Source organism: Chloroflexota bacterium (assembly GCA_020850535.1).
In the GTDB taxonomy this organism is placed as follows: Bacteria; Chloroflexota; UBA6077; order UBA6077; family JACCZL01; genus JADZEM01.
On sequence record JADZEM010000197.1, the window covers coordinates 1 to 14,410 of the forward strand.

At 67.7% G+C, this 14,410-nt stretch carries 13 protein-coding genes; 7 read left to right on the plus strand and 6 right to left on the minus strand.

The annotated features are described in order from the left end of the window. Nucleotides 1-433: 433 nt before the first annotated feature. Complete coding sequence (locus tag IT306_28220) at nucleotides 434-700, plus strand: hypothetical protein (protein ID MCC7372332.1); 267 nt, start codon at nucleotides 434-436, stop codon at nucleotides 698-700. Nucleotides 701-865: 165 nt separating this feature from the next. Here IT306_28220 and IT306_28225 read toward each other — a convergent pair whose 3' ends face one another. Both IT306_28225 and IT306_28230 read right to left on the minus strand, forming a co-directional pair. Then, the gene (locus tag IT306_28225) at nucleotides 866-1,849 is read right to left on the minus strand and encodes a phosphoglycerate dehydrogenase (GenBank protein MCC7372333.1); all 984 of its coding nucleotides are present in this window, start codon (nucleotides 1,847-1,849) and stop codon (nucleotides 866-868) included. A 51-nt stretch (nucleotides 1,850-1,900) separates the two neighbouring features. Then, nucleotides 1,901-2,938 carry a 2-dehydropantoate 2-reductase gene (locus tag IT306_28230; GenBank protein ID MCC7372334.1) on the minus strand — a complete coding sequence of 346 codons (1,038 nt, stop codon included), beginning with the start codon at nucleotides 2,936-2,938 and terminating at the stop codon, nucleotides 1,901-1,903. A gap of 141 nt (nucleotides 2,939-3,079) precedes the next feature. On the opposite strand from IT306_28230, the gene IT306_28235 reads away from it, so the two are divergent. Together IT306_28235 and IT306_28240 are read left to right on the plus strand one after the other, a co-directional pair. Next, on the plus strand, nucleotides 3,080-3,859 hold the full coding sequence (locus IT306_28235) for a hypothetical protein (GenBank protein MCC7372335.1): 780 nt from the start codon (nucleotides 3,080-3,082) through the stop codon (nucleotides 3,857-3,859). Nucleotides 3,860-3,861: 2 nt separating this feature from the next. Further along, the gene (locus tag IT306_28240) at nucleotides 3,862-4,128 is read left to right on the plus strand and encodes a hypothetical protein (protein ID MCC7372336.1); all 267 of its coding nucleotides are present in this window, start codon (nucleotides 3,862-3,864) and stop codon (nucleotides 4,126-4,128) included. A 484-nt stretch (nucleotides 4,129-4,612) separates the two neighbouring features. On the opposite strand, the gene IT306_28245 is transcribed toward IT306_28240, so the two are convergent. After that, nucleotides 4,613-5,125 carry an HIT domain-containing protein gene (locus IT306_28245; GenBank protein MCC7372337.1) on the minus strand — a complete coding sequence of 171 codons (513 nt, stop codon included), beginning with the start codon at nucleotides 5,123-5,125 and terminating at the stop codon, nucleotides 4,613-4,615. Nucleotides 5,126-5,292: 167 nt separating this feature from the next. Between IT306_28245 and IT306_28250 the strand changes: the two genes are divergently transcribed. Further along, nucleotides 5,293-6,474: a mandelate racemase/muconate lactonizing enzyme family protein gene (locus tag IT306_28250; protein ID MCC7372338.1), complete on the plus strand. Its 1,182-nt coding sequence runs from the start codon at nucleotides 5,293-5,295 to the stop codon at nucleotides 6,472-6,474. 563 nt (nucleotides 6,475-7,037) lie between these two features. Here IT306_28250 and IT306_28255 read toward each other — a convergent pair. After that, nucleotides 7,038-8,381: an alkaline phosphatase family protein gene (locus IT306_28255; protein MCC7372339.1), complete on the minus strand. Its 1,344-nt coding sequence runs from the start codon at nucleotides 8,379-8,381 to the stop codon at nucleotides 7,038-7,040. A gap of 102 nt (nucleotides 8,382-8,483) precedes the next feature. Continuing rightward, a complete protein-coding gene (gene eboC / locus IT306_28260) occupies nucleotides 8,484-9,401 on the minus strand; it encodes a UbiA-like protein EboC (protein MCC7372340.1) in 918 nt (305 codons plus the stop codon). A gap of 126 nt (nucleotides 9,402-9,527) precedes the next feature. Between eboC and IT306_28265 the strand changes: the two genes are divergently transcribed. Continuing rightward, nucleotides 9,528-10,982 (plus strand): sulfatase-like hydrolase/transferase, encoded by a 1,455-nt coding sequence (locus tag IT306_28265; GenBank protein ID MCC7372341.1) that lies wholly within the window; start codon nucleotides 9,528-9,530, stop codon nucleotides 10,980-10,982. A gap of 20 nt (nucleotides 10,983-11,002) precedes the next feature. Here the strand turns inward: IT306_28265 and IT306_28270 are convergent, their stop codons facing one another. Continuing rightward, a complete protein-coding gene (locus IT306_28270) occupies nucleotides 11,003-12,490 on the minus strand; it encodes an NAD(P)/FAD-dependent oxidoreductase (protein ID MCC7372342.1) in 1,488 nt (495 codons plus the stop codon). Between the two features lie 121 nt (nucleotides 12,491-12,611). Between IT306_28270 and IT306_28275 the strand changes: the two genes are divergently transcribed. Further along, entirely contained in the window at nucleotides 12,612-13,394 is a 783-nt protein-coding gene (locus IT306_28275) for a glycosyltransferase family 2 protein (GenBank protein MCC7372343.1), read from the plus strand. Nucleotides 13,395-13,504: 110 nt separating this feature from the next. Further along, nucleotides 13,505-14,401 carry an NAD(P)H-binding protein gene (locus IT306_28280; GenBank protein ID MCC7372344.1) on the plus strand — a complete coding sequence of 299 codons (897 nt, stop codon included), beginning with the start codon at nucleotides 13,505-13,507 and terminating at the stop codon, nucleotides 14,399-14,401. Nucleotides 14,402-14,410: the final 9 nt, after the last annotated feature.

The window sequence follows — 14,410 nt, forward strand, 5'->3', positions numbered from 1 at the left end:
CAAGGTCACCGATGCCGAGTTCGCCAGCATCAACCTCGAACGGCACCCCTTCCACGGTGACTGGAACTACCGGATCCGACCACATTCTCGCACGGCTGGCACCGTTATTTCGTGACAGACCCTTAGCGCCCATCGGAAGCCTGCTCGGCGGTCTCCTTAGCGAGTACGTCGGTATCCGCTTGGTTCTTCTCCTCGGATCTCTTAGTTTGTTCTCAATTCCGTGCCTGGTATTAGCGTCGCAATTGGGATCTACACAGATCGGACGAACTCCAGCACCAGAAAGCGAGGATGAGTGGGGTCCCGCCATGGAACAGTAGCCTCTGGTACCGTGCTTGTGGGTTCTAACTTTCGCGACGTGTCACCCGTGATACTGATAAGAATCATCGGACGCCGTACAATCCGGTCTACTCTCCGAGAAATGGGAGGGATCATCATGACAACCTATTTTCCCATGACGTTCGCCGAGTTGCATAGGCGCCTCCGTGAGCTCCGCTTTGGCACATCCACGAATGGAACCATCCAGATCGGTGCACAGAGTGGGACGGGGAACTTCACCTACACGGTGCCCCCGCGGACGGGACAGGTCACCTTCTACGTCGGTCGTCAGACGGCCGGCGTCGCCACGTCGGTGCCGTTCATGGTGGTGGATGTCTGTGGGGACTGGCAATCCACCGTAGGTGGTGGCCCAGGCGCGTTCTAGCAATCGTACGGACCTGGCGTCAGTCTCCTGATGCCGGCCAACCGCTGCCGCACGTCGCGTCCACCAGCCCGCAATCTGAGAGTGCGGGCGGAGGACAGCAGATCAGGCGAGAACTCCCCCTCTCCCTGTGCGCGGGAGAGGGGGGCTGGGGGGTGAGGGCCGCCCTTACTTCCGCCGCTTGTCCCAGACCTCCGGGTTCAGGATGCCGACCGGCTTCTCGCCGCGCTCCAGGAACCCGACGATGCTCTCGTTCATCATCGTCCAGGTGGCGTCCCAGACGCCGACCGTGGACGGCGCGCTGTGCGGGGTCAGCACCACGTTGTCGAGCGCGGCCCAGCGCTCCACCCGGTCGAGCGGCTCGACGGTCCAGGCGTCGATGCCAGCCCCCGCGATCTTCCCGCTGACGACCGCCTCGTAGGCGGCGTCCTCGTCCAGCAGCTTCCCGCGCGCCGTGTTGATCAGGTAGGCCGTCGGCTTCATCAGCGCGAGCTTCTCGGCGTTGATGATCTTGTGGGTGGACGGCATGGCCGGCAGGTGCAGCGTGACGAAGTCGCTCTGGGCCAGCAGGTCTTCCATCGAGACCAGCTCGACGCCGTTCGCCTCGACGAACGCCATGTCCGGGTACGGCTCGTAGGCGACGACGCGCATGTCGAAGCCCTTCGCCCGCTTCGCCACACCCTTGCCGATGCGGCCCAGCCCGACGATGCCAATCGTCTTCTGATAGATGTCGATGCCCCGGATGCCGCCCCAGCCGCCGGAACGGACCAGCCGGTCGTGCCGCGAGATGCGGTGCGCCAGGTCGATGACGAGCCCCATCGCGTGGTCGGCCACGGCCCAGTCGTTGGTGCCGGGCGTCGTCGCGGCGACGATGCCGTGCTTCGTGGCGGCATCGACGTCTACGGCGTCATACCCCACGCCGAACCGCACCACCAGCTTCAGGTCCGGGCAGGAGGCGAAGACCTCCTCGGTGTACGGCTCGCCGCCGGCCACGGACGCCGCGCAGCCCTGGAGATACTCGATCACGTCGCCAACGGGCGTCGTCGGGGCGCTCTTGCCGAACTTGATGTCGTAGCCGGCCTGCTTGAAGGGGGCCAGCTCCGGCGCATCCGGCGTGACCGCCTGCCCCATCGCTACAAGAATCGCAGTCATACCACTCCTCTGTGTGTCTGCCAGACAGCCTGTACGGGTCGCGGAGGGAGTTTAGCCGCGCGGCAGCATCGCGGCGAGTGGCGCCAGGTTCTCGGGCGCTGGCGTGAGCGTCCCCACGCCGTGCCGCAAGACCTCACGCACTACCGCCTCGTTGAACGGGGTCGGGACGCCCAGCCGCTTGCCCTCGGCCACCACGTACCCGTTCAGCTCCTCGATCTCCGTCCGCCGGCCCCGGATCACGTCCTGAAGCAGCGAGGGCCGCCCGCCAGCCATCCCCTGCGCGCCGGCGGCCATCTCATCGTGCAGGGCCTGGACGTTCCGCCCCTCGGAGGCGTCCACGAACTTCTGCGCCTCGATGCCCATCAGCGGCTCGATCTCGTAGCCGGCCGCCCGGCCGACCTTGATGACCTCGGCCGCCACCTGGATCGCGATGCCACGCGGCTCCGGCAACGTTCGGACCTCGTTGGAGCCGTAGCCGCTCAGGCCGGCAATCGGGTTCGCCATGCAGTTGACGGCCATCTTCGACCAGCGGTCCCCGAAGAGGTTGGTGGTCAGGTAGCTCTTCGCAACGCCGTTCATGATCTCGACCAGCGTGCGGGCGCGGGGTGTGTCCTGCCCATCCAGCTCGCCGATCTTGAAGCCGGTCGGGTTGCGGTCGGTCCGCATGGCGTGGCCCGGCTCGTACATGCCGGCGCTGATGGTGATCACGCAGCCGAGCGTCCGATGCCGCCCGGCCACCGCCGCGACGCGCTCGTCGTTGATGCCGTTCTGGAAGTCCACGATGACGCCGTCCGGCTCCGCCAGGAAGCGCATGATGAACGCCGTCGCCCACTCGGTGTCGTAGGCCTTGACAGCCAGGAACACGGCGTCGAACGGCTCGGTGATGCGCTGGGCCTCGTGGAGCTGGAGCGCCTTGACCTTGACGAGATGGTCGCCGCACGCTCCACTCAGCCTGAGGCCGTTCGCCTTCATCGCCTCGATGTGCGGCGGCCACTGATCGATGAACGTGACGTCGTGGCCGGCCTCCGTCAGCAGCCCGCCGACGACCGAACCGATGGCCCCGGCGCCCATAATCCCGATGCGTTGCATGGTTGATCCCCTCCGAGTACCCTGATGGTAGCCCGGCGGCGGATCGTGTGCGGGCCGCGTCGGCGCTGGCGCTGCGACGCCAGTGTGAGACAAGGGTGAATCGTGGGGTTCGTGCCCTGCGGCGCGGCTATACTCTTCGTGATGTTGCTAGCGTTTGAGCGCGGAGACCCGAAGCGACCACGCGGCCATGCCGTGGTCTATTTCCGCGCGACCACCGACCCCAACATGATCCTCGCCAGCTACGTGGTGGTGCCGCCGATCTCGATGGACTTCAGCAAGTTCATCCCGCCGATGTTCGCGGCGCAGCTGCCCGGCATCCTCCCCAGCGGTCCCCAGGTCTTCCCGCTGCCGCCCGTCCCCGAGAAGGTCGAGAGCATGGCGTTCGTCGAGGCGCTGGCAGCGTCGCGCGAGGATGACCTGATCCACTGCGGCTCGGTCGATCCGATGGACATCCAACGGATGCTCTCGCTGATGACCGAGGTCGCCAGCGAGTACGGGCAGCTGTACGAGGGCCGTCCCCCGCTGGACGATGCCGCGCCAGGGTCGTCGCCGACCGGCTCCTCGGAGGATCTGCCCGCCGCCGGCAGCGTGGACGTTGACGAGCTGTTCATGAGCCTCATGAGCGACACCGAGAAAGTGAACCGCATCGCCAAGATGCTGGGGACCGTCCGGTACGCCGTGGAAGGCCGAGACACGGCGCTCCTCGAAGAGACGGTGACGGAGATGGAGCGCATCGGGCGGCACCTTGCGAACCGCTACCGGGTCTCCGACCTGATCGAGGCGGCGCGCGATCCCGACCCGAAGAGTGGCAAACTGGCCGAGCTGTTGCTCCAACGGTGCTATAAACTCGCCGTCGAAGAGTACGACGCCCTCAAGGCGCTCGACGCCGAGATTGAGGCGCTCAAGAAGAAGGAGTCGTAACCGTGGAAGAGCAGCCGTTCGACGAGCTGGACGAGCCTGAAGCCCCCCCGCCGATCGGACTGCCCTCCCGCGATCTGGCGATCATGCTCGCCGAGGCCCTGCGCGACATGCGGGACCGCGACGAGGAGATGGACGACGAGACGATCCTCGTGCTGATCGCGGCGGCCATCGAGGCGAACAACCGCCAGCTCTACGTCGACCTGGTGGAGCGCGGCGTTCTGGAGCCCGAGGACGAGGGCGACGACGACAGCGACGAGGACGCCTCATAGGGCTGCATCTCGGGCTGCACCTCAACGCCCAGGGTGGGCCGGGCGCAAGCAACCCTGTCATCCCGAGCAACCCTGTCATCCTGATACCAAGCCCGGTTAGCCGTTTCGTGTATTCCAGCCGAGTTTCGGCCGTTTCGCCTCTACGCCTCCTGGAGCTGACGCCGCCCGCCCGGGAAATGCGGCATCGCCAGGCAGGATTGGTATGAGCAACCCTGTCATCCTGAGCAACCCTGTCATCCTGAGCAACCCTGTCATCCTGAGCAACCCTGTCATCCTGAGCAACCCTGTCATCCTGAGCCTGCGAAGGATCTCACCCGCTGACCGTCAACGCGCGCGTCAGCGGGTGAGGTTCGTCGCTGCGCTCAGAGTGACATGGCGTGTTGCACACTCTGCACGGGGCCACGGTCTGCCCGTGCCAGACGCTGTCGGCCCGTAGCCCCCTGCAAGCGCACCTGTTGGAGCCAATGCTCAGCGTGGTTTCCGGTTAGCCGCTGCTCGCGTCGAGCGCCCGTCTGAGGCGTTCCGCATACGGCACGCGCTCCTCGGGCGTCGTGAAGCGCTTCTCGCCGCTCCGGAGATACAGGTTGTCGCCGTGATAGCGCGGGAAGACGTGCAGGTGGTAGTGCCACACGTCCTGATTCCCGGCCGGCTCGTTGTGCTGGCGAAACGACGTGCCATCGCAGCCGTAGACCGCCTTGAGCGCCAGCGCAATGCGTTTCCCCGCCACCTGGACGGCCGCCAGCGCATCGTCTGGGATGTCGTAGACGCTCTCATGGTGGCCGTTCGGCACCACCAGCACGTGCCCGGCGTTCGCAGGCCACCACGCCGCCGCGATAAACGCCGTCACGTTCTCGGTCCGCAACACCACATCGGCCTGGGTTGTCCTGCCGCCAGGGTTGTCCACTCCGCGCACGACCCGGCAAAACGGGCAGTCATACGCCGACGGCTCGTGGGTGAGCGCTCCTGTCACGGTCCCTCCATTGGCGGCGCACCCCATCCTGGGGCACGATCAGCGTGTGCTACCCTGCCGACACTGTGCCATGCCGTGGGCCTCGACCCTCCAGGATCTCAACCTCCTGGGCCACGAGCCGCTGCAACATGGTCAGCACCAGGGAGTTCAGCAACCATGTGCGCCACGAGGTCGTGGCAACTTGTGAGGGGTTCATGAAGATTACCCATGTTCGACCGTGGATCGTGGCCGGGCCGCAGGAGAAGGTCGATGGCACAGTGGCCGACCGCTCCGAGCATATGGCCCGATACGTCTTCGTCCAGGTCGAGACCGACGAAGGCCTGACCGGCTGGGGAGAGATCACATCGTACCCGGGCGCCATCGCCAACCGGACCATCGCGGCGGCCCTCCGCGAGCTGAACGGGCTGCTCGTCGGCGACGACCCACGCGAAGTCGAGGCGCTCTGGCACAAGGTCTTCCGCGCCTACACCTATCTCGGGACGCGCGGCGCGGTCACCGCCATGATCAGCGCGGTGGACATCGCCTGCTGGGACATCAAGGCCCAGGCGCTCGGCGTGCCGGTCTACCAGCTGCTCGGCGGCAAGGTCCGCGACAAGGTCCAGCTCTACACCCACTTCCAGTACGACACCACCGTTGAGCGGATGGTCGAGAACGCCGTGGCCGAGGTCGGGCGTGGATCGACGGCCGTCAAGACCGACCCGTTCATCGCGGCGGGCGGCCAGATGATGCTGACCCGCCACACGGCGTACACCAACGGCGAGATCGAGCGGGAGCTGGAGAACACCGGCGTCGCGATGATCGAGGGCATCCGCAAGGCTGTCGGTCCGGACATCCAGGTGCTCATCGACGCCCACGCGATGTTCAACGTGCCGACCGCCGTCCGCCTCGCGACGCGCCTCGCCCCGTACGACATCACCTGGTTTGAGGAGCCGGTCCCGCCCGAGAGCTACGAGGCGTTGGCGACCGTCCGCAATCAGGTGCCGGTCCGCATCTGCGTCGGGGAGCGGCTGTACACGCGCTTCGAGTTCCTGCCGATCCTCAACCGCCACCTGACGGACTACATCATGCCGGACGTCACCTGGACGGGCGGCATCTCCGAGCTGAAGAAGATCGCCACGCTGGCCGAGACGTTCTACACCCCGATCTCGCCGCACGATGCCAGCGGTCCCGTCAACGTCATGGCGGGCGCCCACGTCGCGCTGTCCGTGCCGAACTTCTACCGGCTGGAAGCCCGGCGGATCAGCCTCGACTTCTACAACGCGTTCCTGGAGGAGCCGCTCACGGTGCAGGGCGACTCGCTGCTGGTATCCGACAAGCCGGGCCTCGGGGTGCGCCTCGACCTGGACTACCTGAAGTCCCACGAGGTCGACGCCTGACCCGACCCGAGACCGAAGGCACGCAGACGCTGCTGTCCTTCATGCTGTCCCGAGCGGACTGAGTCCATTCGGAAAGCTCAGGCCAGCCCTGCGACAGCCTACCCCGTCAGGGCGATTGCATGTAGATGTCGTCGTGCCGCCGCGTCGGGGCTTGAAAGCCCCGCCTACACTCCTGCAGTCGCTGCGCGACGCCCCGGTCTCACCAGTCCCTGTCCGTGCCCGGTGTCCGTCGCGCAGCGACTGAATGCGTGTAGGCGGGGACTTCAGTCCCCGACCGCCCGTTCCATGATGCTTCGGGAACACCAACGAACATGCAATTGCCCTACCTACCCCGTCATCCCGAGCAGAGCGAGCCTGCGAGCGCAGTCTCGCTACGGTCGGGATGACGAGGGGGTGTGCTCGTTCCTCGCGTAGCTTGCCCTGCGCTTGCCGAATGGGGGCGGGATGACGTCTCTCTACAGCGGTTCTCGCGGGTATCAATCCCGCAAGCCGTCGCCCTGACCAGAAGAGGCCGACAGGATCAACGGCCGGGCAACCCGCTGTAGGTTCAACCCTGGGGTGTGCTACCGGTGGCCGAGCAGCCCGAGCAGGATGCCCGGCACCTCCCGCATGTCGATCTCGTCGGCGGAGGGGCGGGCGGCGTCCGGCTGCGCCACGATCAGCGCCGGCCGGCGGGCCTCCAGATCGTGCGGGCGGCCGTGCGAGCCGCGCACCAGCTCGGGCTTGAGCGGGATCGACTTCGTGGCCGGATCGAAGAACAGCTCCACCGGGTCGTAGGCCGGCTTGCGGTGGATGTCGATCTGGCGGGCGTACGGCGGCGCAACGGCGTCGTCCAGCCACCAGTAGTACGTGAGCCAGGCGTCCGCCTCGGCGATGATGACGAAGTCGCCGCTGTTCGGGTGGTCGATCTCGTAGGCGGCCTGCTCGGTACGATCCAGCACTTTCTCGACGCCGTCGATGCCTTCGAGGGCCGCGCGGACACGAGCGGCGTCCTCCGGCTGCGCGCCCTGGCCCAGGTAGACGTGCGCCATCTGGTGATCGACCATCGCGAACGCCGTGCTCAGCTCGACGTCCAGGTACTCGGCCCCGGCGATCTCGCGGACGGCCAGCAGGCCCTGCTTGCGTAGCTCGCGGTTGACCAGCACGGGCCGGGTGACGTTCGTCATCGCGTACTCGCTGACCAGCACGATGGCGGTGTCGTCCTCCAGGCCGAGCGCCTCGACGCCCGCCACGATCTCCCCGACGATCCGATCCATGATCGCAAGATCGGCCATAAACGGCGGGCTGTCCGCCCCGAAGCGCTGCGTGTTGTAGTCCAGGTGCGGCAGGTAGACAAACGTCAGCGTCGGGCGGTGCTGCTCCAGTGTGTCGAGGGCGGCCTTCGCGATCCACTCGCTCGACGTGCGGCCGGCCAGCGGCCCCCAGTACCACGGCAACTGAAAGGCGCCATGCTTCTCGGCAAGCTGCTCGTAGAAGCCGACCGGCTTGGAGTAGCACCAGGGCACCAACCCCTCGTCGAGGTGGATCGGAGCCGGCGTCACGACCACGTCTGCCGAGGCGAACATCGTGTTCTGGAAGAACAGCAGCGCGGTGGTCGCCGAGGGATCGCGCTCGCGCAGGGTCTCCCAGACCTTCGGCTGCTTGACCATGCTGGTCGGCTGGTCCCAGAAGCGGATCGCGAAGCGGTCCTGCTCGAACATGCCGTTGCACAGCACGCCGTGCTCGCGGGGCGAGGTGCCGGTGGTGAGCGTGGCATGGGCCGTACAGGTGACGGCGGGGAACGGCGGTCGGAGTGAGACGGCGTAGCCCCGATCGGCCAGGGCGTTCAGGTTTGGCGTGACCTCGCGATCTCGCAGATGCTCGAGCGTCAAGCAGACGAGGTCGAGCACCAGAACGTGCTTCGGCATGGCGTCTCCAGGGGTCGTGGATCGAGGTTCGTGGATCGAGGGGTAGCTGGCTTGCCCTCACTGGCAACTGACAACTGATGACTGACCGCTGACAACTCGACCCTACGTCACAGCGTACAGCCGGGCGGCGTACAGCGCAGGGAATATCAGCACCGCCACCCCCAGCCCGAACCAGATGCCGCCCGCGCCCGCCGCAATGGCGGCGTCCAGCAGCAGCAGCGAGAGGACGCAGGTCTTGATCGCGATACGGATGTTCGGCGCGGCCGGCTCCCGCACCACGTTGCCGATCCGCCCGAGCGTCGCCACGGCGAAGACCGCCAGGAACGGGTACGAGTAGACCGGCTCCGCCAGCCGATCCGAGAACCCGAGCCAGAGCACCCCGCCGATCACCACCACCACGGCCGCGAAGACCGCGCTGGAGATCGTGCGGTTGCCGCCCCAGACCTCGCCGGTCGCCAGCAGCGTCACCGCCGCGATGTACAGGAAGATCAGGAAGGCGGTCGGCAGGATGAACCAGAGCCACGTCTCGGGCAGGTAGATCGCCGCGCCGGGCGCGCCGCTCGCCCCGAGAACCACGTTCAGGAAGCGGCAGGCGCCCATGTTGGCGCTGCCGACGTACTCGATGCGCTTGCCCTTCGAGTCGTAGAGCCAGATGCAGCCGGCCAGCAGCACCGCCACGATCAGGCTCGGGACGCCGACGCCGACTGCGAAGACGCATCCGAGCGCCAGCAGCCGCGTCCCCAGCTTCAGCACGTCGCGCTGGTCGATCCGTCCGCTCGGGATGGGGCGCTCGGGCCGCTCGACAGCGTCCACGTCGCGGTCAAAATAGTCGTTGAGGACGACGCCGCCGGCGTACAGGCAGACGCTGGCGATCGTCAGGACGATCAAGTCGCGCCAGGAGATGTTCGCGCCCCGCGAGACGATCAGGTAGCCGGCGACGATATCCCCAACAGCGGTGAACAGGTTTGGGAGGCGGACCAGCTCCAGGTAGGTCCGCACGCGCGGCGAGTGCGCCAGCATCAGCCGCGTACCTCCGTGCCCCTGAATGTCCGGGTGGCGGACGGTATCATCCCACCTCGGCCGTTCTGGTAGCGCCCATTGGCGCGCCTCGGCCAGCTCCAGTCAGCGTGGCCGTGGAGGAGAGGCGTGGCAACCCCGAACGTGCTCGTCATCATGACCGATCAGCAACAGGCGACATCGCTGGGATTGTACGGCAACCCCGATGTCCGAACACCGGCCCTGGAGCGCCTGGCCGCGCGCGGTCTGCTGTACCGCCACGCCTTCTCGGCCCACCCGCTGTGCGTGCCGTCGCGAGCGTCGTTCTGGACCGGGCGCTGGCCGCACAGCACGGGCGTCCGCACCAACGAGATCCCGCTGCCAACGCGGGAGATCGACTGGGCCACCCTGCTGCTGGATCGGGGGTACGTTGGCGGGCTCTTCGGCAAGAACCACGTCTTCCGCATGGAGCAGCTCGACCGCTTCACGGCGGTCTGGGAGGCCGGCCACGGCGGTCCCGTCGAGCGGGGCGGCACGCTGGTGCGGGCCACACCGCTCAAGAAGAACGCGATGCCACACGGCTGGGCTGCCAGGGATCACGCGCCGCGCTACGGCTCGCAGAAACTGGACGAGTCGCCAGACGACTCGACGACGGCCCAGCTTGCCGCGCAGTGCGTCCAGTTCCTCGACGCGCGGGCCGACGACGGCCAGCCGTTCCTGGCGTGGCTGTCCGTCCCTGACCCACACGAGCCGTATCAGGCCGGCGAGCCGTACGCCTCGCTGTACGATCCCGACGCGATCCAGATGCCGCCCTGGCGCACGGACGAGTTCGCCGACAAGCCGGAGCGGCAGCAGGTCTTCCACGAGTTGTTCCGCTTTGCTGACCTGCCGGACCGCCACTTCCGCGAGGTCCGCGCCATGTACTACGGGATGATCCGGCAGATCGACGACTACGTCGGGAGGGTGCTGGACACCCTGGCGGCGCGCGGGCTGGACGAGAACACCATCATCATGTTCACCTCGGACCATGGCGACTACGCCGGCGAGCATCGGCTGCTCGGCAAGTCGAGCACCTTCTACGACGCGCTGACTCGCGTCCCGATGATCCTCTCCTGGCCCGGCCACCTCCCCGAGGGCGAAACGCGCGATGAGCTGGTCAGCCTCGTGGACGTGATGCCGACGATGCTGGCGCTGCTCGGCATCGAGACGCCGGCGGCCGTCCAGGGCCAGCCGATGCCGGGGGCCGTGCCAGGAGCCGCGCCTCGGCGGGCCGTCTTCGCGGAGTACGGGGCGGGCGGCCCGGCCGTCACCCTGACCGACGTGGCCGCCCTCACACCGGAGGAGCGGTCCGGCGTGGGCTGGCCGCTGCTCCGCCAGCGCGAGGCCCAGGGACACGGCAAGATGGCCCGCACGGCGCGCTGGAAGTACGTCCACGACACGACCGGCGAGGTGGACGAGCTGTATGACCTCCAGGCGGACCCGTGGGAGCTGGAGAACCTGGCCGGCCGCCCGGACTACGGGTCAGCCCTGGCCGAGATGCGGGCCATCCTGCTGGACTGGATGCTGGAGACGGAGAACGCCCAGCCGGTGCCGCTGTATTTCTGACGCAGAGGGGCGAGGCCTCGCTATCTCATAGCGGCGGCGGACGGCTTTCGCGCTTCGCGAGGTGGCGGCAGCGGGGATGACTGCGTCTCATTCGGTGGTCGATCCGCCGCCCGGGCAGACGTGCCACTCGGGGTGGGCGTCAGGTCGAGGCGCGGCGCCAGCCGGTTTCCGAAGTACGCCGAGGTCCAATCCAGCAGCACGGCCAGCCGGTTCTTGAACCCCATCAACTGGGCCAGGTAGAAGCCGCGCCACGTCACCCAGGCCGGGAACCCCTCCAGCCGGGCCGGGCCGACCAGCGCCACGCCATCGCCCTGCCCCAGCGCCACGAGATTGCCCTCGTTGCTGTAGAGGTAGATGTCCTGCGGTTCGCCACACAGCGAGGCGGCGACGTTGCCGGCCACCACCGGGGCCTGTCGGACGGCGGTCTGCGCGTTTGGCGGGGCCGGCCGCCCCGAGTCCTCGGGGATCGGGAACCAGGCGCAGTCGCCCAGGGCGTAGACATCAGGGTAGGCCGACAGGTGCAGCTCCGGCGTCACCACCAGCCGGCCGTCCTTGCCCCGTTCGACCTCCAGCGCGGCTGTCACCGGCGAGGGCCGCACGCCGGCCGCCCAGATCACCGTCCGACTCTCGATGCGCTGGCCGTCCTTGAACGCGATGCCGTCCTCGGAGACCTCGGTAGCCGGGTTGCCGAGCAACAGCTCGATGCCGTGTTCCTGCATCCGGCGTGCAGCGGTCTCGCCGAGCCACGGATCCATGCCGTTGAGCAGGCGCGGCCCAGCCTCGGCCAGCACGACGCGCACGTCTGACGCCTCGATCCTTGGATAGCCCGGCAGCAGCCCGTTGCGGATCAGCGTCTGAAGCGAGCTGACCAGCTCGATGCCCGTCGCGCCGCCGCCGACCACCACGAAGGTCAGCAATCGCTTGCGCTCCTGCGCATCCCGGGTGGCCTCGGCGCGCTCGAAGGCGTCCAGCACCCGGTTGCGGATCGCGACGGCGTCCCCGAGCGTCTTGAGCGAGGCCGCGTGCGCCTCAATCGACGCGTTCCCAAAATAGTTGGTGACGCTCCCCAGAGCCAGCACCAGCCGGTCGTACGGGATCGCCTCGCCGCTGACGGTCACCTGTCGGCGATCCAGGTCGATCGCCTCGACCGTCCCCTCACGGAACCGGAAGCCGTAGTCCTGGGCGATGAGACGGGCGGGGTAGGCAACGTGCCCCGGCTCGACCAGCCCCGTCGCAACCTGGTAGAGCATCGGCGTGAAGAGGTGGAAGTTGACGCGGTCGATCAGCAGCACCTCGGCGCGGAGGCCAGCCTGCGCCTGCTTGCCAAGCTCGATGGCTGTCGTCAGACCGCCGAAGCCAGCGCCGAGAATGACGATGCGCGGTGCGCCGGGCGGCATCTGCCGCCAGCCAGCCTTGCGCTCCGAGCGCGCTCGGGTCCAGAGCCACCCGCCGGCCGCTGCCCCCGCCGCCACCAGGGACGCGGTCCGCAGCCCTCGCAGGACACCCATGATCGATTCCTTTCTGCCGGGGGGCCCACGAGAAGTGTGCCGCGAACCGGTATGATCCCGTGGAGATTACGTCGCTTGCGCGCAGCTTCCGTCGCGCCGAGCCTGCAAGGACCGCACCACCGTGAATGAGAACATTCCGCCGTCCCCAGCACGCTCCGAGCTTCCGCGCGGCACCGAGGAGCAGATTCAACCCGTCCAGATCGGCATCCTGACGGAGGGCAAGGCGACGCTCGCGATGGTGCTGGTCGGGCTGATCTTGCAGGAGAGCATCCCGCTCGACATCTACATCGTGGACACCGCCGAGAGCGCCGTCATCAAGCGTGACGACGTGGTCTTCGCGATGCGGCTGGCCTCTGAGCGGGGCGTCTACTGCGGCTACGAGCACATCCGCGAGCGCAACCGGAAGTTCAGCGTGGGCCGGCTGCGGCTCCTGGACGAGCTGACTGGCCCGCTGATCTCCTTCATGGACGACGACATCGTGCTGGCCCCGAGCGCGGCCCACAACCTGTACGAGCGGGCGCTCCAGGCCGGCTCGTTCGGGTTCTTGAGTCCGGTCTGCAAGAACTGGGGCGATGCGGACAGCCCGCTGCCGGGCCGCCCGCACTACTCGCCGGGCGGCCTGATCTACCAGGATGACCTGGTGCGTCGCGTCCTCCGCGAGTACTACAGCTCGACCACCGACGTGCTGGATGCGCGCGGCGGTCCTGACCGGCTCTGGGAGAAGGCGTTCCTGTCGGAGCTGTTCCCGGCCCTGGGACGGGCCAGCGAGGTCCGCGCAGACTGCCTGAGCTACCACCTGGATTACCGCGAGCGGCCGGTCCGCTACCGCATCGACGACGGCATCGTGCAGGCGAGCGTGGCGTACGCGCGCACACTGGCGGCAGCGGCGATCAACACGCCGTAGGCTCTCACGCCGTAGGTTGCATGCCAGCAGAATAGCTCGGCCCCGCCACCGCTTGCTGTACACTGCTTGTACATACTCTGTTCAGCGAGCATCGGCTCGCGGGAGGCGTCGTGAACGTCCTGATCGCGGGCGGCACCGGCTTCATCGGCTCGCGGATCGTCGACGAGCTGCTCAAGGCTGGCGGCCACACACTGCTGGTGATGACCCGCGATCCCGGCCGCGCTCGGCCCCGCCAGGGCGTCGAGTACGTGCGCGGCGACGTGACGGACCCGGCCTCGCTGGACGCGGCCACCAGGGGCGTGGACGTGGTCGTCCACGCGGTCCAGTTCCCGAATCACCCGGTCGAGAACCCGCGCAAGGGCTGGACCTACCAGCAGATCGACGGCGAGGGCACCGCCAGGATGGTGGCTGCCGCCGTCAAGAACGGCGTCAGGCGGTTCGTCTACCTGAGCGGCGCGGGCACGCGGCCAGGCCGCACCGAGCCGTGGTTCAAGGCCAAGGAGCGCGCCGAGAACGCCATCACATCCAGTGGCATGGAATACGTCATCCTGCGCCCATCATGGATCTACGGCCCTGAAGATCGCAGCATGAACAAGTTCGTGACGTTCATCAAGGTGTTGCCGGTCGCGCCGGTCATCGGCTCGGGCCAGGAGCAGGTGCAGCCGGCCTACGTCGCGGACGTAGCGAAGGTGGCGGCGCTCGCCGTCGATCTGCCGGCCGCGACCAACCGCGTCTTCGAGCTGGGCAGCCCCACCCCGATCACCATGGACGAGATCAACCGCACCATCATGCGGCTGCTCGGGAAGCACAAGCCGCTGTTCCACCAGCCGGCCTGGCTGGTGAAGGTCCCGGCGGCGTTCTTGCAGTACCTGCCGAATGCGCCGCTCTCGCCGGGCGCCGTGGACTTCATCACCATGGATGAGCGGGTCGATCCGCGCCCGGCCGAAGAGATGTTCGGCGTCCGGTTCCGGTCGCTGGAAGCGGGCCTGCGGGAGTACCTGAAGTAGGGCCGGGGA

Excerpts from the sequence above, each read along its gene's own strand:
- eboC (MCC7372340.1), bottom strand. The coding sequence starts at position 9,401 with ATGCTGGCGCACTCGCCGCGCGTGCGGACCTACCTGGAGCTGGTCCGC.
- IT306_28250 (MCC7372338.1), top strand. The coding sequence starts at position 5,293 with ATGAAGATTACCCATGTTCGACCGTGGATCGTGGCCGGGCCGCAGGAG.
- IT306_28235 (MCC7372335.1), top strand. The coding sequence starts at position 3,080 with ATGTTGCTAGCGTTTGAGCGCGGAGACCCGAAGCGACCACGCGGCCAT.
- IT306_28270 (MCC7372342.1), bottom strand. The coding sequence starts at position 12,490 with ATGGGTGTCCTGCGAGGGCTGCGGACCGCGTCCCTGGTGGCGGCGGGG.
- IT306_28255 (MCC7372339.1), bottom strand. The coding sequence starts at position 8,381 with ATGCCGAAGCACGTTCTGGTGCTCGACCTCGTCTGCTTGACGCTCGAG.
- IT306_28245 (MCC7372337.1), bottom strand. The coding sequence starts at position 5,125 with ATGGGGTGCGCCGCCAATGGAGGGACCGTGACAGGAGCGCTCACCCAC.
- IT306_28225 (MCC7372333.1), bottom strand. The coding sequence starts at position 1,849 with ATGACTGCGATTCTTGTAGCGATGGGGCAGGCGGTCACGCCGGATGCG.
- IT306_28230 (MCC7372334.1), bottom strand. The coding sequence starts at position 2,938 with ATGCAACGCATCGGGATTATGGGCGCCGGGGCCATCGGTTCGGTCGTC.
- IT306_28220 (MCC7372332.1), top strand. The coding sequence starts at position 434 with ATGACAACCTATTTTCCCATGACGTTCGCCGAGTTGCATAGGCGCCTC.